Genomic DNA, 23474 nt, shown 5'->3' with positions numbered 1-23474 from the left:
CAGGAGAAGGACGATGGTTCCGGCACCTCTCCGTGCCACTGTGCAAGCGTAGTTGCGTCGAGGCATCGACGGTAACCCCCGAACCGGTATTCGGGCGCTCGGCGTCTGTCAGAGCATCCGAGAGGTCTGCCGTGCGATCTCGAGCTCCTCGTTCGTGGGCACCACGAGCACCGTCACGGGCGAGGCATCGGTCGAGATGCGGCGGATGCCGCGCTCGCGCGCCGAGTTGCGTCCGAGATCCATCTCGACGCCGGCGAAACCGAGCGTCGCCATGGCCTCGGCGCGCACGACCGCGGCGTTCTCGCCGACCCCGGCGGTGAACGAGATGACGTCGACACCGCCGAGCTGGGCGATGTACGAGCCCGCGTAGGCGCGCAGTCGGTGGATGTAGACGTCGAACGCGAGCGCTGCCGCCTCGTCTCCCGCGTCCCGCGCGGCGAGGATGTCGCGCATGTCGCTGCGCCCGGCGAGCCCTTTCAGGCCGCTGCGGGAGTTGAGCAGCACGTCGAGGTCGTCGATCGAGTATCCGGCGCGACGCGAGAGGTGCAGGAGAGCCGCGGGGTCGAGGTCGCCGGAGCGCGTCCCCATGACGAGTCCCTCGAGCGGCGTGAGACCCATCGAGGTCTCGACCGAGCGCCCGCCGTCGATCGCGGTGACCGACGCGCCGTTTCCGAGGTGGAACACCAGTTGGCGCAGCGTGCCCAGGTCGCGTCCGAGGAACGCCGCCGCCGACTCGCTCACGAACTGGTGGCTCGTGCCGTGGAATCCGTAGCGGCGCACACGATGCTGCGCGGCCAGCTCCGCATCGATCGCATACGTGTAGGCCGCCGGGGGCAGGGTCTGGTGGAAGGCCGTGTCGAACACCGCGACGTGAGGGACGTCGGTGAACACGGCCTTCGCCGCAAGGATGCCGGCGAGGTTCGCGGGATTGTGCAGCGGGGCGAGCACAGCGAGCTCGTCGATCTGCTCCTCGATGTTCCGCGTCACCAGGGTCGGAGCGTAGAAGCGGGCGCCGCCGTGGACGACCCGATGCCCGACCGCGGCCGGGGCACGCTCGGCGAGCGACGGACCGTGCTCCTCGAACTGCTCGAGCATGACCGAGAACGCTTCGGCGTGGTCTGCGACCGGGCGCTCCTGCTCGTACGACGCGTCGAGCAGGGCGACGACGGCATCCGCGGTCGTGTCGGGGCGCACGGTATGGGTGATGGCACCGGCATCCTGCCCGATGCGCTCGATCAGACCGCTCGCGAGCTCGTTCTCGTTCTCGATGTCGATCAGGCTGTACTTGAGCGAGGACGACCCGCTGTTGATGACGAGGATCGCGGTCACGATGCGGGCCCTTCTGCCTGCGCCTGGATGGCGGTGATCGCGACGGTGTTGACGATGTCGCCGACCAGCGCGCCGCGCGAGAGGTCGTTGATGGGCTTGTTGAGGCCCTGGAGCACCGGACCGATCGCGACAGCACCGGCCGAACGCTGCACGGCTTTGTAGGTGTTGTTGCCCGTGTTCAGGTCGGGGAACACGAACACCGTGGCCCGGCCGGCGACCGCGGAATCCGGCAGCTTGGCCTTGGCGACGGCGGCATCGGCCGCCGCGTCGTACTGGATCGGCCCCTCGACCAGAAGCTCGGGCGCCCGCTCGTGCACGAGCGCGGTCGCGGCGCGCACCTTGTCGACGTCGGCACCGGTTCCGGACTCCCCGGTGGAATACGACAGCATGGCGATGCGCGGCTCGATGCCGAACTGGTGTGCCGTCGCCGCCGAGGAGATCGCGATGTCGGCGAGCTGCTCGCTCGTCGGATCGGGGATCACCGCGCAGTCGCCGTAGACGAGCACCCGGTCGGCCAGCGCCATGAGGAAGACGCTCGAGACGACGTTCACGCCCGGCTTGGTCTTGATGATCTCGAACGACGGGCGGATGGTGTGAGCGGTCGTGTGCGCGGCGCCCGAGACCATGCCGTCGGCGAGACCCAGGTGCACCATCATCGTGCCGAAGTACGACACGTCGGTCACGGTGTCGGCGGCCTGCGCGACGGTGATGCCCTTGTGCGCGCGCAGCCGGGCGTACTCGGTCGCGAAGCGTTCGACGAGCTCGGGGTCGGTGGGGCTGATCACCTGGGCGGCGGAGATGTCGATGCCCAGTTCGACCGCGCGGGCGCGGACGGCGCTCTCGTCTCCGAGGATGGTCAGGTCGGCGACCTCGCGCGCGAGCAGCGTCGCGGCGGCACGCAGGATGCGGTCGTCGTCTCCTTCCGGCAGCACGATGCGGCGGCGGTCGGCGCGGGCCCGCTCGATGAGTCCGTACTCGAACATGAGCGGCGTCACCACACTCGACTCCGCGAGCCCCAGCTGGGTGGTCAGCTCGGTGATGTCGACGTGCGTCTGGAAGAGCCCGAGCGCACGGTCGTAGCGCGTGCGGGACTCGGGCGAGATGCGACCACGCGCACCCATGACCCGCACCGCGGTGTCGTAGGTGCCGAGGTCGGTCGCGATGATCGGCACCGTCGAGGTGAATCCGTCGAGCAGCTGCACGATGGGCTCCGGCAGCGGGAACGGACCGTTCAGGATGATGCCGGCCACCCGCGGGAAGGTACCGGAGGCGTCGGCGAGCAGCGTGGCGAGCAGCACCTCCGTGCGGTCGGCGGGGATCACCACGACGGCCTCTTCGGTGAGCCTCGGGAGCACGTTGACCATCGACATCCCGGCCACGACGATCGTGAGCGCCTCGCGCCCGAGCCGGTCGGGATCGCCCTTGATCAGCCGGCCCTCGACAGCCGTGAGGATGCCGCAGATCGACGGAGCGACGAGCGTGCGATCCTCGGGGATCGCCCACACGGGAGTGCTTCGCGCGGGGCGCACCGCAGCGACCGCGGCCTCGATGTCGGTGAGGGCCTGCGGGTCGGCGCGGTTCACGACCACCGCGAACAGCTGCGCCCGCTCTGCTTCGAGCTCGGCCAGCGCCAGGGCGCCGATCTGGCCGACCGCCGCAGCCGTGCGCGCGGTGGTGGTGCCCAGCTGCTCGGCCTGGCGCTGCTGATCGCGCCCGCTGAGCACGAGCAGCACGGGGGCTGCGAGGTTCGCGGCGATGCGGGCGTTGTAGCCGAGCTCGGCGGGGCTCGCGACGTCGGTGTAGTCGCTGCCGATGATCACGACAGCGTCGCACTGCGCCTCGACGGCTTTGAAGCGCTCGACGATCGTCGACAGAGCACGGTCGGGGTCGTCCCGCACGTCGTCGTAGGTGACGCCGATGCAGTCCTCGTAGTCGAGCTGCACGCCGTCGTGCGCGAGCAGCAGCTCGAGCACCTCGTCGCGTTCGGTCACCGAGCGCGCGATCGGGCGGAACACGCCGACCCGCGGGGTGACCCGCATCAGCGCATCCAAGACGCCGAGGGCGATCGTGGACTTTCCGGTATGGCCTTCGGCCGAGGTGATGTAGATGCTCTGCGCCACGCCCCCAGCTTAGGTGCACCTCACCATGGATTCGCTGGGCCTGGGGCCGTGAGAATCGACCGCCTCGACGATCAGCAGGGTGCGGAGAGGGCGTCGACGACGGCCGTCGCGTCGGCGAGGTAGCGCGTGTAGTAGGTCGGGTCGAGGTTGATCTGCACCCGATGGATCGCCAGAGACGGGTCGAGAGCATGCCACTCGGGCACTCGTGCGAGCCGCTCGTAGAAGAGGGTGGCTGCGGTCGCCGGATCCATCCGCTGCTCGACGCTCCCCCACCACTCCTGCTGTTGGAAGAGCCCGATGCTCGTGGTGCGACTGCCGTCGGGGTTCGTGAATCCGGTGGTCTCCCAGTCGCCGTAGTCGATGTTGCGCAGGCTGCTCTCACCCATCGCCGTCATCACCCCGAGGATCTGCCCGTCGCGGCCGAAGCCGAGAGCGGATGCTGTCTGCATGATCGTCGCGGCGTGCTCGAGCTGCTCGCCCTCCCACCCCGCGACCCCTGCCTGGGGGAAGGTCGCAGGTTCACTCAGGCAGATCGCCACGGGCGGCTCGTGCGCGAGGCTCAGGGGGATCGCGATCGCCGCAGCACCCGCGATCGCGATCACCACCGCGGCGGAGATCGCCGCGCGGCGCAGCATCCGCCTCCGCAGCTGGCGTCGCTGCGCCCGACGACGCGGCGACGTGCGTCTGCGAGCGCCCGCCTTGGCCGGGCGACGTTTCGCGGCGCGTGGACGCGAGGACGCCTGCGAGCGCTTCTTCGTCCGCTTCTTCGTCGCGCTCGCTCCGGCAGCCATCACACGATGCCCCTCATGGCCGGCGAGCCGTGCCCCGTCCGACGAAGGCCGCGAGACCGCCGCCGATCGCGCCGAACAGGTGCGCCTGCCACGAGATGCCGTCGCGCACGCCGACGACACCGGCGAGCATGGAGCCGCCGTAGAGGCCGATCACGACGATCGCGATGACGGCGTAGAGGATGCGGTGCGAGACCCGCCCGGGCGCGAAGACGCGCATGACGGTGTAGCCGAAGTACCCGAAGACGAGACCGGATGCCCCCACGGTCAGCGCACCGGGAGCATTCACGATCCATGTGCCGAGGCCGCCGATCACCGCCGCGAACGCCGTCACCGACCAGAATCTCCTGGCGCCTTCCACGGCGACGAGACAGCCGAGCACGAGGAACGGGACGGAATTGGCGATCAGATGCGCCCAGCTGGCATGCAGCAGCGGCGCGACGAAGATGCCGGCGAGGCCGGTGAGGTCCCAGGAGCGGAGTCCGAATCCGGTGAAGGAGAGCGGAAGGATCGCATCCACGAGCTGCACCAGCCACATGGCCGCGAGCAGGAGCACGGGCGAGGCGAACCGGCTGAGCGCGGACTCGCGCGGGGATCCGGCGGTGCTGCTCATGTCTGGCCTGGTCACATCACGATCCTGGCAGGGTCGGCCCGGAGGATGCTGACAGCCCTTCGACAGGCTCAGGGACCCAGACAGGCTCGGGGGCGTTCTTCCCGAGAGAAAGAAAATGACTCTCCGCGCACCCAGCAGAGCCCGGTTACCCTTGCTGCGTTTCCGCCCTGGGGGAATTGGCCTGGATGCCGCCACGCGGAGAGCCGTGAACAGTCTAACCGATCTCCGGACCCGCACTTTGACAGACTGGGCAGGCCATGGATCACGCCTCTCCCGCTCCCCTCTCGACCTGGCGTTTCTCGGGCACGCTGCGCACCTACCAGGCGGAGGTGCTCGCACGACTCGCGCCGGGAGGCGACGGGCCGCTGCACATCGTCGCCCCGCCGGGGTCGGGCAAGACGCTCCTCGGCCTGCTCCTGGCGGCCCGCGAGGGTCACCGCGCGCTCGTGCTGACGCCGACCGTGACCATCCGTCAGCAGTGGCTGCGCACTGCCGCGGGCCTGGCTTCCGACCGGGCATCCGTCTCGGACGACCCCGAGCGACTCGGCGACCTCACCGTCCTGACCTACCAACTCCTCAGCGTGACCGGAGACGGGTCCCCTTTCGAGGCGCTCGCGCGGACTCTGTGGATCGACGAACTCGTCGCGGCGGGTCGCACCGAGCCGGCAGCCGCGACGTGGCTCGCCGAGCTCGCGGTGGACAATGCCGGTCGCTATCGATCCGGCATGCGGAGCCGCGCGCGGCGTCTGCGCTCGCACTTCACGCGCGAGAGTCCCTCCGAGCTCGCACGAGTGCTGCATCCGAACGCCGTCGCGCTCATCGACAGGATCGTGGCGGCGGGGGTGCGCACCATCGTGCTCGACGAATGCCACCATCTGCTCGATCACTGGGCGATCGTGGTCGCCTACCTGGCCGGCCGCATTCGCGAGACAGGCACGGAGCCCACACTGATCGGGTTGACCGCGACGCTCCCGTCTGCGGACGACGGGACGGAGTTCGAGAACTACAGCGGACTGCTCGGCGAGGTCGATTACGAGGTGCCGACACCTGCGGTCGTGAAGGAAGGGCACCTCGCTCCGTACCGTGACCACGTGCTGTTCACCGAGCCGACGCCCGCCGAGGCCGCGTTCATCCGTCGACACGAGAGCCTGCTGCACGACCTGATCACACAGGTGCTCTCGACACCGGATGCCGTGTCGTACCTCGAGGAGCAGCTGCAGCCGGTAAGCAGCGCGGGCGCAGACGCGGATGCCCACGGGGAGGCGGATGCCCATGACGAGACCCCTCTGGCGCGCATCGATCGGGCACTCTCCGCCGACTTCACGCTCACCCGTTCGTGCGGCCTCGTGCTGCGCGAGGTCGCGCCGGAGCATCCGCTGGTCGCGGCGATCCCGCCCGTGCTGCTCGACCGCTGCACCACCGACGATCTGCTCACCGTGCTCGCGCGCTTCGCCCAGAGCCGTCTGCTGTCGGACCCCGCCGCCGAGCGGCAGTGGGAGTACGTGCGCCGCTCTCTCGCCGACTTCGGATACTCGCTCACCGACCGGGGCATCCGCCGCGGTCGCGATCCGGTCGAGACGACCCTGGCGTTCTCGGCTGCCAAAGACCACGCCGCGGTGGAGATCCTCCACCGCGAGCTCGCCGGAGCCGACGGCGATCGCATCCGCGCCGTCGTGGTCACCGATTTCGTGGAACACGGCAACAGCCGCGGCCTGGCAGACGACCGGCCGGCGGGGGCGCTGCGCACGTTCGACCGGCTCGCCGTCGATCCCGTCACCGCGGGGCTGCGCCCGGTGCTGCTCACCTCTCGCCACCTGCGCGTGCGCGCCGAAGACGCCTCGCACATCGCAGACTCGCTCGCGGGCATACTCGGCATCCCGGTCGACGTCGTCGACGGCATCGGTCCGGTACGCGATCTGCAGGCGTCGGGAATCGGGAGCGGCCGGGTCGTGGGCGCCGTGTCTGACCTGATCCGCCGAGGCGAGGTGCGACTGCTGGTCGGCACGCGCGGCCTGCTGGGCGAGGGATGGGACTGCCCGGCGGTGAACACCCTGATCGACCTCACGACCGTGGCCACGGCCTCGGGCACGCAGCAGCTTCGCGGACGCACCCTGCGGCTCGACCCGGCCTGGCCCGACAAGGTGGCGCACAACTGGTCGGTCGTGTGTCTGATCCCGTCTGACGTCGACCTCGACGACGGCGCCGAATCCGAGCGACTGCACCGTCGGCATTCTCATCTGTGGGGCCCGAGTGCCGACGGCGACGGTCGGATCGTGAGCGGCGTGGGTCATGCGCTCCCCACCGCAGGAATCGACGCCTGGCACCGGGTGCTCGACAAGGACGCGTCGACGTCTGTCGCCGACCTCGACGGCATCCTTCGCGCGCAGACGCCCGCCCGCAGCGAGACCAGAGCCCAGTGGCGCATCGGCGAGGCGTACGACCCGCGCGAACGGGAAGTCGTCGGGGTCCGCCGTGCTGCGCGGTCACCCCTGCTGCGCACCGGCCAGGCGGCGAGCGCGGGGGCTGTCGGGTCATTCCTTCTCGGCGCGGCGGGCACGGCGGGAGTGCTCGCCGTGCTCGCCCTACTGGGAATCACCGCGTCGGGTCTCCTCACCATCGCGGCGGTGGCCGCCGGAGGCGTCGTGGCGGCGGCGGCGCACGCCGGACGGATGCTCGCGCGTGCCCTCCGTGATCGGTCGCGCCCCGCCGAGGTCTACCGGGCCGCGGCGACAGCCGTCGCCCGCACCCTGCACGATGCCGGACGCATCGGCCCGGTCGACGAGTCGTCGATCACCGCTCACCCCGACGGTTCCGACCCGACGCGCATCCGCATCGAGATGGGTGGCGTGGCACATGATGCACGTACCGTGGCCGACGCCGTGCAGGAACTTTTCGCTCCGGTGCAGACGCCCCGCTTCCTGCTGCGGGTCGACGCCGCCGGGCTGCCGCGGCTGGGACCGATCGAACGGCTCGCCGATCGCCTCTCCCCCGGTCGCACGCTGCTCCCGGTGCCTCGCATGATCGCTCGCCGACGGGGCGACGCGGAGAGATTCCGCGCGCACTGGCACGACCTCATCGGCACGTGCTCGCTGCACGAGCTGAGCGGGACGAAGGGCCTGGCACTGCTGCGCGTCGCCCGCAGCAGCGATGCCCGCCTCGACGGCGCAGACCCCCGACGGAGCGTCTGGGGATGAGGCGGTACCCCGGCGTCCCGTTGTCACCCCATCCGCAGGGAGCGACGATACGATCGGTTCACGCGCACCGCTGCGCCCACGTGAGAGGGAACGCATGCCAGAGAATCCGCCCCTGATCCCGACCGTCGTCGGCGCCGAGCAGTTCGCCGCGCAGACGACGGCCATCATCGACTCGATCGGACGGGTGATCGACGGCAAGCCGGATGCGGTGCGGAGTGCGATCGTCTGCCTGCTCGCCGAGGGGCATCTGCTCATCGAGGATGTGCCGGGAGTGGGCAAGACCATGCTCGCTCGCGCATTGGCCGCGAGCATCGACGCGACCGTGCGACGCATCCAGTTCACTCCCGACCTGCTGCCGGGCGACGTCACCGGTGTGAGCGTGTACAACCCGGTCGACCGCGAGTTCGAGTTCAAGCGCGGAGCCGTGTTCGCTCACATCGTGATCGCCGACGAGATCAACCGCTCCTCTCCCAAGACGCAGTCGGCGCTGCTCGAGGCCATGGAGGAGGGACAGGTGACGGTCGACGGCGCGACCCACATGCTGCCCGACCCGTTCCTCGTCGTGGCCACCCAGAACCCGCTCGAGATGGAGGGCACCTACGCTCTGCCCGAAGCCCAGCGCGACCGCTTCATGATGCGCATCTCGATGGGGTACCCGGATGCCGCAGCCGAGGCCGAGATGCTGCGGCAGCGCGACACGGTCAACCCGCTGGCGTCGGTGACGGCCGTCGCCGACGCCGCATCCGTCTCGGGCCTGATCGCGTGGGCCCGCTCGGTGCACGTCGCACCGGCCATCGAGGAGTACACGGTCGCGCTCGCGCAGGCGACTCGCACCGACCCCAACCTGCACCTCGGTGCCAGCCCTCGTGCGACGCTGCAGCTCATCCGCGCGGCGAAGGTGTGCGCCGCGCTCGACGGTCGCGACTTCGTGATCCCCGACGACGTGACCGCCCTGCTGATCCCGGTGCTCGCGCATCGACTGCTCCCCGCCCGGGGCGCCCAGCGTGCCGGAGCGCAGCCGGTCGAGTCCGCACTCCATCAGATCGCGGAGCGCGTGCGCGTGCCCGTGGCCGTGCGCTCCTGAAGCCTCTCCCCCATGCGACGCCGACGGACACTCACGCTTCGGGGAGCGGGCGCGCTTCTGGCGGGTCTCGGCTGCGTGATCGCGGCCAACATGCTCGGCGCCGCCATCCTGTTGTACGTGGGCGTGCTGCTGCTCGCGCTCACCGTGCTGTCGATCCTCGTCGTCGTCCTCCCGCGCCGGTCGGGCACGGTCACGAGGCAGGTCTCGACCGATCTGCTCACCGTCTCCGAAACCTCGCGGGTCACTCTGCGGTTCTCGCTGCGTGCGTTGCGTGTGCCGCGCGGGCTCTGGCGCGACGTGCTGCCCGACGCCGTGTCGGGAGACGCCGCCGGTGAGTTCCCCTCCGAGACCGGGCGGCTCACCTACCTCATCACCGGCGTGCGACGCGGCGTGTGGCCCGTCGGCCCGCTCGTGCTCCGCACCGTCGATCCGTTCGGGCTGGCGCAGCGCGAGCAGGAGTTCGGCGAGACCCGAACGGTCACGGTGGTTCCCGAGGTCTTCACCCTCGCACCGCTGACGGTCAGGGTGGGAGCTGCCGGCGGAACGGCGCAGACCTCGTCGAGCAGGCTCGGGCAGGGCAGCGACAACCTGTCGCCGCGGCGCTACATCTCGGGTGACTCGATGCGACGCATCCACTGGCGGGCCACCGCGCATCGCGGCCAGTTGATGGTGCGACAGGAAGAGGAGGAGTCGAGCCCCGACGCCCTCGTCGTCCTCGATCGCAGCGCAGCCCGCTGGAGCGCGAGCGGCGCCGACGACGCCTTCGAGACGGCGGTGTCGCTGTGCGCCTCCGCCGCCGTGCACCTCATGCAGGAGGGGTACGGGGTCGATGTCATCGACAGCGCCGGAGTGCTGCTGGGAACGCTGCGCGGACACGAGGACGACCGCGACGGGCTGCTCGTCGCACTCGCGCTCGTGAGCCCGCGCGGCGAGTCCCGCGACCTCCCCTCTCTTGTCGGGGGTACACCGCCCGGCCCGCTCGTGTACATCACCGGCGAGATCGATGACGAGGATGCCGCCCTGCTGCGACCCTCGGGCGCCGCCGCTCCGATGCTGTTCGCGACCGCACCGACTGCGGAGGCCGAGGCCGTCGCCGCGCAGCTGGGATGGCGGTTCGCCACGCTGGGTGACGACCTCGCCGAGGCGTGGGAGGACGCCCTCCCCGAACGACAGACCATGTCGTCGGCTGACCGTCGGGGGGATGCCGATGTTCAAGGCTGAGGCCGCGGCTGCCCGCCCGACGCCGCCCACCTGGCATCGCGAGCACGACCTGCCGCCGGGCGTCATCGTGCCATCGGTGCTCGCGGCGGCGGCGGCACTCGTCGCGATGTGGCCGTACACCTCGGTGATCGCCCCGGGCGCGTGGTCGGCCACGGTGCTTCTGATGATCGTCATCACGGCCCTGACCGGCATGATCATGCGCACGCTGCTGCGACACCGGCGTGCGTGGCATCGCGACCTCGCGACGATGGGAGTTCAGATCGTCGTGGCCTGCGGTTCGCTGACGCTGCTCGTCGCAGGAGGCACCGCGCTGTTCGGCGTGATCCCGACCGAACGGACCCTGACCACGTTCCAGGGCCTCGCCGTGTCTGCGTGGGGTGAGGTCGTGAACGGAGTCGCCCCTCTCGAGGCCTCGCCGGGCCTCGCCGCCGTGATGGGGCTCGGCTTCGCCTTCGTCTCGATCGTGCTCGATGCTCTGGTGGCCCAGCGCGGCGCGGTCGTCGCGTCGCTGCTCACCGCCGCCGTCGGCGCGACGCCGATGATCGCCACGCTCGGCGAACCGGATGTCGTGTGGTTCGTGGCGCTCGGCGTGCTCGTGATCGTGCTGCTGCGGTACACCTCCGTGCAGAACCCCGAGACGCCGAGGCGCACCCCGATCGCCCTGGCTGCCGGGGTGGGGGTCGCGGCGCTCGCCTCGACGGTCGTGATCGCCCCGGTGCTCCCCCTCTCCGCCGGTGTCGCCGGCACGGGTGTCGGCGTCAGCGTCGACGCGTCGCTGCGCCTGGGCGACGATCTCAGACAGCCCAACCCGGTCGAGGTGCTGACTCTGGCGACCACCGCCGACACGGCGCCCTATCTGCGCCTGACGACGCTGTCGCAGTTCGACGGACGCGTCTGGGAACCCGATCGCGGCGACCTGCAGGCCCAGAGCGAGGGATTCGGTCCCGACGAATGGAGTCCGGACATCGCCACGACCGATCAGAACACGTCGATCCGCGTCATCCGCATGTCGAGCTCCTGGCTGCCTGTCCCCTACCCCGCGACGAGCATCCAGGGGGTGCCCGCGTCGTGGCGGGTGAGTCCCGAGAATCGCACGATCGCCTCCCGCACCGCAGATGCCGTGGGCAGCGACTACACGGTGCGCTCGACCAGGGTCGCACCGACGCTCGAGCAGATCCGGGCGATCCCCGCCGCGGAGCCTGTCGTTGATCCCGATGCCGAGCCGGTCGAGCTGCCCGAGGTGATCGCCGCCACCGCGCAGGAGGTCACTGCCGGAGAGACCAACGACTACGACCGCCTGGTCGCACTGCAGTCGTGGTTCCGTGCGCAGTTCAGCTATTCGCTCGAGACCCCCGTCGACGAGGGGTTCGACGGGACGGGCGCCGATGCCGTCGCGCGGTTCCTCGAGGTGCGCTCGGGGTACTGCATCCACTTCGCCGGCGCGTTCGCGCTGATGGCGGAGAGCCTCGGCATGGACGTGCGCATCGTGGTCGGGTACCTGCCTGGCGCGCTCACCGACACGAGACGCGGAGAGGAGTCGGTGTACTCGGTCTCCAGCGATCAGCTGCACTCCTGGCCCGAGGTGCGCTTCCCGGGTGTCGGCTGGGTGCCCTTCGAGCCGACCGCGTCGCTCGGTGTGCCCACCGCGTTCGCGGCGGGGACCACCACGGGTGGCGGCAGCACCGGCACGACCGCCCCCGCACCGACCAGCGCGCCGAGCACCGAGCAGACCTCGGCGCCGGAGGTCGAACGCGACGACGCGGGTGACAACGCGGGTGCGACCGGCGAGCTGCGCCAGCTCGATCCGACGCCCGTCGTGCTCGTGACGATCGGCATTCTCGTGGTGCTGTTCCTCCCCGCCGCGATCCGACTCGCGACGGCCGCGGTGCGCCGCGGACGTGCCCGGCGCGGCGACGCGGCATCCGCGTGGGCTGAGTTGCGCGCGACGATGCTCGATCTCGGTGTCGCGCTCTCAGATGCCGAAAGCCCCCGTATGCGGGGTGATGATCTGGTGCGGGGCAACGGTGTCGATGTCGACGCGATGCGCACGCTCACGGATGCCGTCGAGCGCGCCAGCTACGCGCGGAGCCCCGGCCCCGGCGGCGGCGACTCGGCAGTCGATCTGGACGACTCGCTGGGCACGGTGCTCGCCGGGCTGAGGCGCAGCGTCGGTGTGCGGACGCGAGTTCTCGCGTTCGTCGTGCCGCGCTCTCTGTTCATGACCCGACGCTCGGACGGTGTCCTGGTGGCCTGAGCCGAGCGGCTGGTAGTGAGCTGCCGGTCAGGCTGCGACGTGCGCGTCGCAGCGCACCTGATCGCACGACTCGCACACCACGAACTGCGTCCGACACGAGAGGTCGGGGCAGTTCGCCGTGCGTTTGGTCGGCGTGCCGCATCCTGCGCACTCCCCGATGACCGCGGCGTGATCCGAGAAGTCGACCGAGCCGCGCTTGTCGAACACGTAGAGCGAGCCTTCCCACAGCCCGTCGTCACCGTACTTCTCGCCGTAGCGGACGATGCCACCCTCGAGCTGATAGACCTCGCCGAAGCCGCGCGACGTCATGAGGCTCGAGAGCACCTCGCACCGGATGCCGCCGGTGCAGTACGTGACCACGGGCTTGCCCTTGAGATCGTCGTAGGCACCCGAGTCGAGCAGTTGCACGAAGTCGCGCGTGGTCTCGGTGTCGGGGACCACCGCACCGCGGAACCGCCCGATCTCCGCCTCGAGAGCGTTGCGTCCGTCGAAGAACACCACGTCGTCGCCCCGCTCGCCGATGAGCTCGTGAAGCTCCTCCGGGCTGAGCCGGGTTCCGCCACCGACGACACCGCGCTCGTCGACGCGGAGCTCTCCGGGGGCTCCGAACGACACGATCTCGTCGCGCACCTTGACGCTGAGTTTGGGGAAGTCGAGGCTGCGACCGTCGGAATCGACACCGGTCCCCTCGCTCCACTTGATGTCGGCGTCGGCGAACGGCGCGTACGACCGGAATGATCGCGCCCACTTCTTGAGCACGGGAAGATCGCCCCCGAGTGTGCCGTTGACACCGTCCTTCGAGATGATCAACCGGCCGCGCAGTCCGAGCACCTCGCCGAGATCGCGCTGCCACACGCGGATCGCCTCGGGATCGGCGATCGGGGTGAACACGTAGAAGAGAACGATCTTGGGGGTTGCCACCCAGAGATTTTACGCCGCTCGTCTGGTCGAACGGTGACGGCTCGATTCGGCTACGTCACGTCCCGTCACGTCACGTCCCGTCTGAGGAACGAGCTTGCTCCCGCACACAGCGCCGCCAGCACCCAGCCGACGGCGATGAGCACGGCGACGGGTGGGTCGAGAGCGTGTTGCGGCGTGATCCCGACGGCGGCGACATCGAAGCGGAAGGCCGCGAGCAGCGCGAGAAGCGGAAGATAGGCGGCGCCGGCGTTCCAGAACATCGCAACGAGGATCGCGGCTCCCATCGACAGTGAGACGACGAACAGGGCGACGAGGTGGGACCGCACGAGGATCCCGAGCCCCATGCCCCACAGGCCCGCCACTGCCCCGAGAGTCATCGCGGACCCGATCGCGGCCACGTCGACCGGGATCCCGCCCATCGAGACGGCCAATGCCGCGTGGCCTCCGACGACTCCCGCGAGAGCGACGATCGCTCCGCCGACAGCCGAAGCGGGCACCCTGACCAGCAGCGTCACCCACCGCGACTGCAGCATCAGACGCTGCGCGACGACGCCGTCACGTCGGTCGATCGTGTATCGGAACGACCCGTAGACGGCCGCGAGGACGGCCCCGTACGTCGCGAGAACGGTGCTGAGGGGCGCGGTGAGCGACTCTCGGATCTGCGCCGGAGCATCCATCAACTCCTGCGGGATGCTCGTGGCGAGCGAGAGCGACATCGCGAATGCGGCCAGCGACACCCACCGCAGCACGACATCGCCCGCGACGCCGAGCGCTTGGGCGCGAAGGGACCGTGCGATCACGCGCTCCTCCTGCGTCCCCGCATCCAGGCGACCGCGATCAGCCCGATCGCCCAGGCGAGACCCACACCCAGAGCCGGGAGGGAATCGAGGAGACGATCCTGGTGTCGGGGAACGCTCAGTGCCGCCAGAACCAGCCCCGGCGAGAACTTCGCCACCTCCGGTGTCGTCCTCAGCAGCGCGAACTCCACGACCATGGGAAGGACGAGCACGATCGCCGCCGTCACGTAGTAGTTCCGGGTGATCCAGCCGATCGCTCCTCCGATGAGCGCGCCGAGGATCGCGCCACCCAGCGCACCGGAATAGATGCGCCACGCGTCCGGAGTGAGGGCCATTTCCCGTCCGTCCCGACTCAGGAAGAACGCGACACCCGCCGTCCACACGGCGAGGATGAAGACCGACACGGCGACCGCGGCGAGCGCGCCGGCGACGAGCTTGCCGATGAACGAGTGGCGGTAGCCGGTTCCCGTGAGCGTTCGATCGAGGGAGGTGTAGTAGCTCTCGCGCGTGACACCGTAGGCACCGACGAAGGCCGCGGCGATCGCCGACCAGGCCAGCGGCTCCAGGAGCAGAGCGGTGGCCGCGCCGGAGTCGAGACCGGTGAGGTCGAGTCGGGCGCCGTCGGAGAACAGCACGAACGCGGGCAGGAGGAGCGCGATGGCGTAGACCGGCACGATCGAGAGCCCGCTCACCGCGCGCAGCAGCTCGCTGCGGATCGCGTTCATCATGCGGATGCTCCCTCGACGAGATCGAAGTACTTGCTCTCGAGCGAGTCGTCGTGGTTCGAGACGAGGTCGTGAAGCCGCCCTGCGAAGAGAGCCCGCCTCTTGATGACGACGACCTCATCGACGACCTGCTCCAGCTCGGCGAGCTGATGGCTGGCGATCAGGACCGTCCCACCGCGCTCCGCGTAACCGCGGAGGAACCGGCGCAGCCACCGGATGCCGTCCGGGTCCAGCCCGTTCGCCGGCTCGTCGAGGATGAGTGTTCGCGGCGCCCCGATGAGAGCGGCCGCCAACCCGAGTCGCTGAGCCATGCCCGTGGAGAATGTCTTCACGCGACGTCTGGCGTCGGCTGCGAGCCCGACCTCTTCGAGCAGCTCGTCGGACCGCCCCCGGGGTGCGCCGGCCGCGAGGCGGCAGATCTCGAGATGGCGCCTCGCCGTGATGCCGCCCTCGAACCCGAAACCGTCCATCTGCACGCCGACGTGCGAGGCGGGATTGTCGAGGGCCGAGAACGGCACACCGTCGATCAGACTGTCGCCCGCGGTGGGTGTGAGCAGGCCCACGAGCGCTCGGAGTGTCGTCGATTTTCCGGCGCCGTTCGGCCCGAGCAGTCCGACGATCGACCCGTACGGCACGGCGAACGACAGGTCTTCGACGGCGACCCGATCTCCGTACCTCTTCGTGAGGCCACGGACCTCGATCGCGTTGTCGTTCATCTGCATTCCTTTCCTCACTGCTCGCTCTGGAGGCTCGACAGCGGAGCCATCACGCCGGTCACCCAGAGGGATTGCCACAGATTCGTCACGCCCAGCTCGACTCTCGCCTGTCCCGTCGGCGGTAGGAGCCCGCTCTCGTCGGAGACGTGCACCTCGGCCATGATCACGGCCGGCACAGTCGCGCCCTGCGCCTGCACCGGAAAGAGCGCGTCGAGCGGCACCCGGGTCGGCTCGGATCGCGGCGGACCGGCGGTTCCGCCACCGATCTGCTCGTTCACGAGGATGCCGTTGCTCAGGAGCACGACGCGCGCGCCCTCGGGGATGCGCGTGCCGGCCGTCTCACCGGCCTGCACGAGCACCACGCGGTCACCGAGCGTGGCGAATCCGACCGTGGCAGACAGCGGCACGGAGATGACGGATCCCGCGATCGCGATGCTCGAGACCAGAGCGGCGCAGACGCACACGAATCGAAGTCGAGAGACATCCGAGCGGAAGACCCGTCGCAGAGCTCTCGCCATGAAGAAGATTCCGGCGAGAGCGACGGCGGCCTCCAGCACGATGATGAGCACCCCGAAGAACGGTCCGCCGGCGGCCAGCGCTCGCGCGATGCGCACGAGCGCGAGAAGCACCAGGACGACGGGACCGACGAGGCTCGCGAGGCCGAACGGCACGCTCCACCAGGTGTTCAGGCTCTTGGTCGCGCGCTGGCCGCCGAACAGCACACGGGTCAGGAAGTGCGCGCCGTCGCGGATGGTCCTGGTCCGGAGGTTGGGTTCGTCCAGAGCGCTCATGAGGGCGATGTACCCGTCGAATCGCACGAACGGGATCAGGTTGACGAGCACGACGGCGACGCACGTGAGCGCGAACAGCAGCAGCGTCTGCCGGACACCGGTCTGCGGCACGATCAGTGCGACAGCGAGTGCGAGCGCGCCGACGACCGCATGCACTGCGGGGCCCGCCAGCGCGATCGCCACGCGTTGTCTCCGGTCGGGAAGGCGCCAACCGTCGGTCACGTCGACGAAGAAGGCCGGCGTGAGGTAGTAGAGCATGAACCCCGCTCGACGGGGCCTGCCGCCGAGCCTCGTGAGTGTGATTCCGTGGGCGCCCTCATGGAGCAGCGTCATGAGCGACAGCGCCACGACGAGAGCCACGAGTCCGGAGAGCGGCACCGGTGTGGCGATGACCTCCACGAGCTCGCTCCACTGGAGGACCGCGGCGATGATACCCACAGCCAGCAGCAGGGCGAGGGAGGTCAGAGCCGCGCGACGCGAGAGCGGGATCATCATCCGATCGAGACGGCGGAACAGACTCGGGGCACGAAGCGTCGCGAGCTGCAGGGTGAAGGGTGGCCGATAGACCACGCGCCCCGGTGTGCGTGACGCCTCTGCGTCGAGAAGGCCGGAGGTGCGGAATCGCTGGATCAGTTGGAGGAAGCTCTCGAGGGGCTCCGATGCGGCGAAGCGCAGGTGCAGTTCTCGCAGCGCCGCCTCACCGTCCATCGCGGTGAGCAGGTGCATGACCTCTCGCGACACCCTCGATGAAGGCACCCCGTCGAGCAGCGCGATCCAGACGGCGTCGGCGCCCGCGCGCTCGAAGGTGACCGCAGACGCGAGCAGCGGCCGCGTGTCGGCGGTGAAGGGCGCCGATGCCCGGGAGCGTCGTCGAAGCGGGTGGCTGCTCGGCGACATCGTCACACGTCGCATACGTCGTGGTCCGTCGCACACGGGGCATCCGCGCGTCGTGTCGTGAGAAGGAGGATGTCCTCTCCACGGTGGGTGCGCACGGGCGACACGGCAGGCTCGGCGAAGCCGGCCTCGACGAGCTCTCGCGAGAGACTCTCGTGGCTGAGCAGTCGCAGACGGCTCGTGAGAACCGTCACCTCGCCGCCGGCTGCGAGATCCGAGGCGCGCACCCAGTTGACCAGGCGCGCGGTCCTGTCCTCGTCCACCTGCTGGGAGAAGAGGTAGGTCTCGTCACCGTGCTCTCCGGGGACCTCGATCTCGTGGTCTCTCGGTGCCGCGAGGCTCTCTGCAGAGGCGCCTCCTGCGACAGTGAAGGCGAACACGCCGCCGGCTCGGAGGTGGCGTCGCACGTTCGCGTACAGGCGGGATCTGCCGTCGCGGTCGAGCAGCGTGATGGATGTCGCACCGATGATCACGAGGGAGAAGCGCCGCCTCAGCGAGAAGTCGCGCATGTCGGCGACGATGCACTCCAGCCGCGGGTGATCCGGCAGCGCATGGCGAAGGTGGGAGAGCATGTCGTCGGAGAGGTCGATCGCTGTCACCGACCTGCCCGATCGCACGAGCGGAATCGTCAGCCTTCCGCTCCCCGCGGCGATATCGAGGACACGTCCCTCGGCTCCCCTCGCCAGTGCCAGTACCTCTCGGATCTCTGCGCGGTCGGGCCCCACGAGCCGCTCGTAGAAGTCGGTGCCCTCTCCGGCGTACAGGTCCTGCGGCTTCGGGATCGCTCCGACCTCGCCGAGCCTTGCCATCACGGTTTCGGTTATGACGCCTGGCATTGATGCATCGCCTCTCACAGCGGGTGGGTAGGGGTGCGGGCGCGCTGCATCTGCCCGCACCCCTTCGGTGGGATCGCGAGGTCGCGATTCCGGTCAGGTCGCGATCGCTGCTGCGCCGCCGATGATGGCGATGATGTAGCTCGCGTGCTCCCACCATTCGAGCGGGGCGTCGATCTGTTCGAGTTCCAGGAACTCGAGTGATTCTGTCTGCACTTGTCACCTCCTCGGTGCACTCTGCGCACGGACTCCTATGTCAGCGCGAGGATGCCGATGATCACGCCCAGGGCGAACCCTCGAGTGAAATCGAGTGAGTCGTCCTGTGCTTCCATGGGCTCGAGTTCTGTGAACTCGAGCGTCGGGATCGCTGCTTGCATGTCCTTCTCCGTTTCTCTCAGGTCTTCTCTGACCGTGCGGTCATGTCGCAGCGGCTGCGCCGATGATGATCAGCGCGCCGATCACGCCCTTGTAGAAGCTCTCCCAGCTGGGGGCATCCATCTCGTCCAGTTCCTGGAACTCGATTCGCATGTCCACCGTCTCTTTCATCTCGTTCATCTCTTTCACCTCCTCTGGCCGATCGTCGTCGGGGAGTCGGCACTCGTGGCCGATTGGCTGAGGCTCCAGTGAGAATCACGAAGCAGGTCGATGAAATCCGTCGCGATGAGACCGGGGAGCATCGGAAGGCGATCTCCCCACGAACTCTCCGTGGCCGCGGCGATGAGACCCATCTCCCGCAGGCTCGGCCTCGGGGGAAGCGGTACTCCCCACCGATGTATGAGCGCGGTGACTCCGGCCGGTGGGTCGAGCGGCAGGTCCGCTCCGTTCGCGACGCGCGACCAGAATCCCTCGAGGCTCTCGCGGTCGCCCCAGCGGGTCTCCCCCGAGCAGATCCGACGCCAGACCGCAGCGACGATCGCCGCCGTCGCCACCATTTTGCGCACTCTCAGCACGAAGGAGACTTCGTTCGCCACATACCAATGGCGAGCGCTGTAGGGATCTCGGCCGCGCAGAGCCGCGCTGCGCTGAGTCGCCGCACTCAGTCGCGCGATGCGCAGCCGCGAGTCGGAGGATCGTACGTCTCGTGTGCCTGCGTCGAGAAGCGCATGTGCGAGCGCCACGGCGTCGCTCCTCCCCCGCGCGCTCGTGAGTGGGCTGGTCGACGCGCCTGCGAGGCGGAGGAAGGCCTCGAGGGTACCTTCCCTGACGGCGGTGGAGGTGAGAGTCACCAGATTGCAGGGATCGATGATGGCGTGACGGGGACGCAGGGAGCTGCCGACGATGAGCCGGTACCCCCTGTCGTTCTTGATGATGCCCACGCTGTTCGTCTCCGAGGAGGTGCCGACGGTCGTCGGCACGGCGACGACGTCGACCGCAGGCCGAGAGTCCGGCAGCACGGTCAGCGCCGACGTCGTCGCCCGCCCGACGGCGAAATCGAGCACCCGCCCGGGAGCGAGCGCGAGAGCAGCCAACTTGGTGGCATCGAGGATGCTCCCTCCGCCGACCGCGACGATGACCTCCGGTCGGCGGTCGGCGATGTCTTCTGCCGCCATGATGACCGTGTCGACGTCCACCGTCTGAGCATCCATCTCGATCGTCCGAAGCGATCCCCCGACCAGACAGGACACGTCGATCGCCGCGTCTGCGATCACGAGAGCCTCCCGCCCCGCGGTGAGGCGCGTGAGCATCCGGCGCGTGACGTCCCGCCCGTGCCAGAGCGTCGGCCCCGACGCGGCGAACGGAGAGCTCATGCGTATTCCTCCCGGGCCTGTGCGATGCCCGCCCGCACGGCCGAATCCAGGTGGAGGAGCTCGCCCGCGTCGAATCCGTACGCGGGGATCACCTGGATCGCGCTGGGGCCGGGCTGCACCAGCACTCCGTGCTGCGCGATGGCAGAGACCACCCGCAGCACCTCGGGACCGGGGAGTGGAGTGTCGTCCCCGGTACGAAGCCCGAGTCCGACGAAGCAGCCACGCCCCGTCACCCCGCTCACGAGGCCGTCGGACTCCCACCCCGCCGCCAGGCCTGCCAGGCGTGCCGCGAGCGCGTGAGTCGTCGGCCCCACGTCGAGGCGGTGCAGCTCGTCGATGACCGCCACGACGGCCGCCGCGCACGCAGGCGTTCCCGCCTGCGTCTCGCCGTGCACGAAGGTCCAGCCGCCGCGCACGAACTCGGAGGCGATGAGTTCTCCCACCAGCAGCGCCGCCGCACCCGTCGCGCCGTTGGTCAACGCCTTCGAGAGGATCAGGACATCCGGAGCGGGAGCCCAGCCATCGGTGGCGAACATCGTGCCGGTACGTCCGAAACCGGTCGCGACCTCATCGGCGACCAGCAGGAATCCATGCTGCTCGCGCAGGGCGAGGAGTCGAGCGACGAAGGCGTCGGACAGCGCGTGCGCGCCGCTGCCCAGCACCGGCTCGACGACGACCGCCGCCACTCTGGAGCCTTCTCGCCGCAGCAGCGCCTCGAGTTCTTCTCCGTCGTCGCTGTGCGAGACGTGGCGCACCGACCGGCGGTCGACGGAGTAGATCGACTGGAGCAGATCGTCTCCGCTCAGCGCATGACTGCCGTACATGGTGCCGTGATAGCTGCCTTTCAGACCCACGATGAGCGAACGGGATCCGATGCCTCGCTGCGACCAGTACTGCCTCGTGAGCTTCATCGCGGCGTCGTTCGCCGCCCCGCCCGACGTCGAGAAGACGACTCGGCTGTATCTGCCCGGACCCGCGAGCTCGAGGAGCGCGTCGGCAGCGATCTCCGCGTACCGATGCGGACCTCGGAACAGAGACAGGTACGAGGCATCCCGCGTCGCTCTGTCGACGGCCTCGGCGATCGCCGGGGCACCGAACCCGAGAGGGACGTTCCACAGGCCGCTCGTCGCGCAGAGGCGGTCAGACCCGTCGGCGAACCGGATGCGGTTACCCGACGCGGCGACCGCGACCTGATCAGGGGTGAAGGCGGTGTCAGCGGGCACCATCGATGCCCACAGCGCATGAGGAACACTCACGCTGCGCTGCCCGTCATCCGGCCGGACGGCTCGGTTCGGGTGCCGAAGTGGATGCCGAGTGCGCTGACCGCCTCTCGGCAGAGGATTCGGGCCTCCGAGACGGACAGGCCGAGGTGCCGAGCAACGCGCTCCGCGGCGAGTTCGGGCCCGCTCGAGGTCTGCGTCACGGCGACGACGTCTGCCGTCGCCGGCGCGAGCAGCTGGCGGCGAAGGGTGGTGATGTCAGCGAGCACGAGCCCGTCAGCGGTCTCGATCAGGAAAGGGTCTGCGTGCAGCGGTTCGGCATCCGCGCGGTCATCGTCGATCAGCGACCAGCCGAACCCCGAGATCCGGGCTGTGCCGTTGACGAGGTCGAGCATCTTCATCAGGTCCGTCGCGGCGAGATATCTGCCGATCCATGCGGGGCCCGCAAGGTCGACCGATCGTCCCGCGTCCGACGCTGCTCCTCGCCGCGCCACTGCGCGCGGCAGCGGGACCGTCAGCAGGGTCTTCAGTTCATCGATCCGACCGATGGTCCTGCCCCGCACGCCGACGCCGATCGTGCCATCCCGACTCACGCGGAGAGCGTTCGGGATGTGGAGTTCTTCCGGCCTCTCGATGGCTGCGCGGTCGGCGAGCAGAATACGCGGATCGATCAACGCGGTCGGAAAGACGCCTGTGCGCCGAGCGAGCTCCGCGTCGTCGACGAAGGCACCCCAGCTGGACTCGTCGAAGAAGCAGACCGCCGTCGGACCGACGATCTGCACGAAGGCCGCGGCGATGTAGTCCTGGAGTTCGACGCTCCGCTCACCGATGAACAGCTCGTCTCCGATCTCGCTCAGATCGCCGCTGTAGCGCACTGCACCGGCTCGCCCCGTGTAGGGGCCCGAATCCTCGGGGAGCAGAAGCACGTCGCCGACGTCGACCACCTCCTCGAGGTCGTCTGTCATGGCACCGCGCTCGATGAAGAACACCCGCGCGTAGTCAGTCCGCTCTCCGGTGATCCATTCACGGAGCGCCCGAGCTCCCTCGAGCTCCGCCGTCGTCGCCCGGATGTCACTCATGAGCGACCGTCCCGTGATGCCCTGATCGAACCGGTCTGCATGGCACGTTCCCCCCGGAATGTGTGACGTCGTACGTAAAAGATGTGTCGCCATATGAGGCTATGCGCATGAACTCCGGCCTGCAATATTCTTCGTTCGCGATGGGATCAGGGCGTCGCACGAATCCGAAGACGGCCCTCCCCGCGCAGCAGGCGGGCGCGACGGCATCCGGTATGGTCGTGGGCATCCGGTGCGATCGGATAGACTGTTCAGGTTGTTCCTGGTGACGTGTCCGAGCGGCCGAAGGAGCACGCTTGGAAAGCGTGTGTTGTGCAAGCAACCGCGGGTTCGAATCCCGCCGTCACCGCCAAAAAGATCAAGGGTCTCCGCTTCAGCGGGGGCCCTTGATCTTTTTATCAAGCACTGGGGACTCGGGGAGGACCGAGCACCGGACTCCCGCCGTCACCGCGTCAGGCGGACTTCTCCCTATCGGGCGGTCGCTGAATCGGCATCCTTCCGCCCATCGGGGAGAAGTCCGCCCATCAGGGTGGGCGGCACCGAACGACTCAGCTGAACCGCACTCCGTACTGCTGCCCGCCGGATTCGGCCGGCAACGGATGCATACCGAGGCGCTCATAGAATGCCGCGGCGCCGGTGTTGTCCGGGTCCATACCCAGGTGCAGCGCCGGCACTCCGCGTCGGGTGAGCTCGTCGAACAGCGTCTCGATCAACGCGCGCCCGAGCCCCTGCCCCTGCGTCTCGGGCAGCAGGTCGATATGCAGGTGGGCGGGGTACTCCGCGGCGTTCGCGTTCCGCCCCGGCGCCTGGCTGTAGCCGTACTCGATCATCCGCTCTTCGCGGGTCGTCGCTCCGGTCGGGCGCGGATACCGCTCCTGCAGAGTCGGCCACCACACGTCTCGGAACCAGGTGGCGAACGCATCCGTGTCGTCGGTCGCGACGAGGTATCCGATCACCCGCTCGTCGTCGGTCTCGACGACCCACGCGAGGTCGGGGTGCCGTTCGGCGTACGGCACCGCGAACAGGTCACCCCAGAGAGAGTCGTCCGAGAAGATTCCGGTCGCGTCGGCTCCGGCATCCGCAGTCCTGGTGCAGACCTCGTAGAGCGCTGCACGGTCGGACGGACGATACGGACGGATGCGCGGCACGA

Annotated in this window: 21 protein-coding genes, 1 tRNA gene and 1 other RNA gene; 5 read left to right on the top strand and 18 right to left on the bottom strand. The window is 69.3% G+C overall.

What is annotated here, in order from left to right; genetic code table 11:
* Positions 1–108: 108 nt before the first annotated feature.
* The 5 genes from ACZZZN_RS02295 to ffs form a co-directional block, all read right to left on the bottom strand.
* Positions 109–1329: an acetate/propionate family kinase gene (locus ACZZZN_RS02295; RefSeq protein ID WP_463503623.1), complete on the bottom strand. Its 1221-nt coding sequence runs from the start codon at positions 1327–1329 to the stop codon at positions 109–111.
* On the bottom strand, positions 1326–3449 hold the full coding sequence (pta, locus tag ACZZZN_RS02290) for a phosphate acetyltransferase (RefSeq protein WP_463503622.1): 2124 nt from the start codon (positions 3447–3449) through the stop codon (positions 1326–1328). Before pta ends, ACZZZN_RS02295 begins: the two co-directional genes overlap by 4 nt.
* A 71-nt stretch (positions 3450–3520) precedes the next feature.
* On the bottom strand, positions 3521–4240 hold the full coding sequence (locus tag ACZZZN_RS02285; RefSeq protein ID WP_463503621.1) for a hypothetical protein: 720 nt from the start codon (positions 4238–4240) through the stop codon (positions 3521–3523).
* A gap of 13 nt (positions 4241–4253) precedes the next feature.
* Positions 4254–4865: a rhomboid family intramembrane serine protease gene (locus ACZZZN_RS02280; protein WP_463503620.1), complete on the bottom strand. Its 612-nt coding sequence runs from the start codon at positions 4863–4865 to the stop codon at positions 4254–4256.
* Between the two features lie 96 nt (positions 4866–4961).
* Positions 4962–5058, bottom strand: an RNA gene (gene ffs / locus ACZZZN_RS02275) — signal recognition particle sRNA small type.
* 49 nt (positions 5059–5107) lie between these two features.
* On the opposite strand from ffs, the gene ACZZZN_RS02270 reads away from it, so the two are divergent.
* The 4 genes from ACZZZN_RS02270 (at position 5108) to ACZZZN_RS02255 (ending at position 12603) form a co-directional block, all read left to right on the top strand.
* On the top strand, positions 5108–8044 hold the full coding sequence (locus ACZZZN_RS02270) for a DEAD/DEAH box helicase family protein (RefSeq protein ID WP_463503619.1): 2937 nt from the start codon (positions 5108–5110) through the stop codon (positions 8042–8044).
* 94 nt (positions 8045–8138) lie between these two features.
* Positions 8139–9128, top strand: a complete 990-nt coding sequence (locus tag ACZZZN_RS02265) for an AAA family ATPase (protein ID WP_463503618.1) — start codon at positions 8139–8141, stop codon at positions 9126–9128.
* A 12-nt stretch (positions 9129–9140) separates the two neighbouring features.
* Positions 9141–10349 (top strand): DUF58 domain-containing protein, encoded by a 1209-nt coding sequence (locus ACZZZN_RS02260; protein ID WP_463503617.1) that lies wholly within the window; start codon positions 9141–9143, stop codon positions 10347–10349.
* Positions 10330–12603, top strand: a complete 2274-nt coding sequence (locus tag ACZZZN_RS02255; protein WP_463503616.1) for a transglutaminase TgpA family protein — start codon at positions 10330–10332, stop codon at positions 12601–12603. The genes ACZZZN_RS02260 and ACZZZN_RS02255 overlap by 20 nt, the downstream gene beginning before the upstream one ends.
* 27 nt (positions 12604–12630) lie before the next feature.
* Here ACZZZN_RS02255 and trhO read toward each other — a convergent pair whose 3' ends face one another.
* The 12 genes from trhO to mpaB form a co-directional block, all read right to left on the bottom strand.
* Positions 12631–13524: an oxygen-dependent tRNA uridine(34) hydroxylase TrhO gene (gene trhO, locus ACZZZN_RS02250; RefSeq protein WP_463503615.1), complete on the bottom strand. Its 894-nt coding sequence runs from the start codon at positions 13522–13524 to the stop codon at positions 12631–12633.
* A gap of 65 nt (positions 13525–13589) precedes the next feature.
* Complete coding sequence (locus ACZZZN_RS02245; protein ID WP_463503614.1) at positions 13590–14324, bottom strand: hypothetical protein; 735 nt, start codon at positions 14322–14324, stop codon at positions 13590–13592.
* Positions 14321–15049: an ABC transporter permease gene (locus ACZZZN_RS02240; RefSeq protein ID WP_463503613.1), complete on the bottom strand. Its 729-nt coding sequence runs from the start codon at positions 15047–15049 to the stop codon at positions 14321–14323. The genes ACZZZN_RS02245 and ACZZZN_RS02240 overlap by 4 nt, the downstream gene beginning before the upstream one ends.
* Positions 15046–15762: an ABC transporter ATP-binding protein gene (locus ACZZZN_RS02235; RefSeq protein WP_463503612.1), complete on the bottom strand. Its 717-nt coding sequence runs from the start codon at positions 15760–15762 to the stop codon at positions 15046–15048. The genes ACZZZN_RS02240 and ACZZZN_RS02235 overlap by 4 nt, the downstream gene beginning before the upstream one ends.
* Positions 15763–15776: 14 nt before the next feature.
* Positions 15777–17450 carry a daptide biosynthesis intramembrane metalloprotease gene (gene mpaP / locus ACZZZN_RS02230; protein ID WP_463503611.1) on the bottom strand — a complete coding sequence of 558 codons (1674 nt, stop codon included), beginning with the start codon at positions 17448–17450 and terminating at the stop codon, positions 15777–15779.
* A gap of 2 nt (positions 17451–17452) precedes the next feature.
* Complete coding sequence (gene mpaM / locus ACZZZN_RS02225) at positions 17453–18256, bottom strand: daptide-type RiPP biosynthesis methyltransferase (RefSeq protein ID WP_463503610.1); 804 nt, start codon at positions 18254–18256, stop codon at positions 17453–17455.
* Between the two features lie 120 nt (positions 18257–18376).
* Positions 18377–18496 carry an MpaA3 family daptide-type RiPP gene (gene mpaA3 / locus ACZZZN_RS02220; RefSeq protein ID WP_314428368.1) on the bottom strand — a complete coding sequence of 40 codons (120 nt, stop codon included), beginning with the start codon at positions 18494–18496 and terminating at the stop codon, positions 18377–18379.
* Positions 18497–18531: 35 nt separating this feature from the next.
* Positions 18532–18657: an MpaA2 family daptide-type RiPP gene (gene mpaA2, locus ACZZZN_RS02215; RefSeq protein ID WP_463503609.1), complete on the bottom strand. Its 126-nt coding sequence runs from the start codon at positions 18655–18657 to the stop codon at positions 18532–18534.
* A 40-nt stretch (positions 18658–18697) separates the two neighbouring features.
* Positions 18698–18835, bottom strand: a complete 138-nt coding sequence (gene mpaA1, locus ACZZZN_RS02210) for an MpaA1 family daptide-type RiPP (RefSeq protein ID WP_463503608.1) — start codon at positions 18833–18835, stop codon at positions 18698–18700.
* Between the two features lie 5 nt (positions 18836–18840).
* Positions 18841–20028, bottom strand: a complete 1188-nt coding sequence (mpaC, locus tag ACZZZN_RS02205; protein ID WP_463503607.1) for a daptide-type RiPP biosynthesis dehydogenase — start codon at positions 20026–20028, stop codon at positions 18841–18843.
* Positions 20025–21284 carry a daptide-type RiPP biosynthesis aminotransferase gene (mpaD, locus tag ACZZZN_RS02200; RefSeq protein ID WP_463503606.1) on the bottom strand — a complete coding sequence of 420 codons (1260 nt, stop codon included), beginning with the start codon at positions 21282–21284 and terminating at the stop codon, positions 20025–20027. The genes mpaC and mpaD overlap by 4 nt, the downstream gene beginning before the upstream one ends.
* On the bottom strand, positions 21281–22327 hold the full coding sequence (mpaB, locus tag ACZZZN_RS02195; RefSeq protein WP_463503605.1) for a daptide biosynthesis RiPP recognition protein: 1047 nt from the start codon (positions 22325–22327) through the stop codon (positions 21281–21283). The genes mpaD and mpaB overlap by 4 nt, the downstream gene beginning before the upstream one ends.
* Before the next feature lie 261 nt (positions 22328–22588).
* On the opposite strand from mpaB, the gene ACZZZN_RS02190 reads away from it, so the two are divergent.
* Positions 22589–22676 (top strand) — tRNA-Ser (locus tag ACZZZN_RS02190).
* A gap of 196 nt (positions 22677–22872) precedes the next feature.
* Here ACZZZN_RS02190 and ACZZZN_RS02185 read toward each other — a convergent pair.
* Positions 22873–23472 (bottom strand): N-acetyltransferase family protein, encoded by a 600-nt coding sequence (locus ACZZZN_RS02185; protein ID WP_463503604.1) that lies wholly within the window; start codon positions 23470–23472, stop codon positions 22873–22875.
* Positions 23473–23474: the final 2 nt, after the last annotated feature.

The sequence above is a fragment of the Microbacterium sp. AC145 genome (assembly GCF_979258505.1).
The sequence above is the reverse complement of the archived record's forward strand: the minus strand, read 5'-3'. Positions and strand labels throughout refer to the sequence as shown.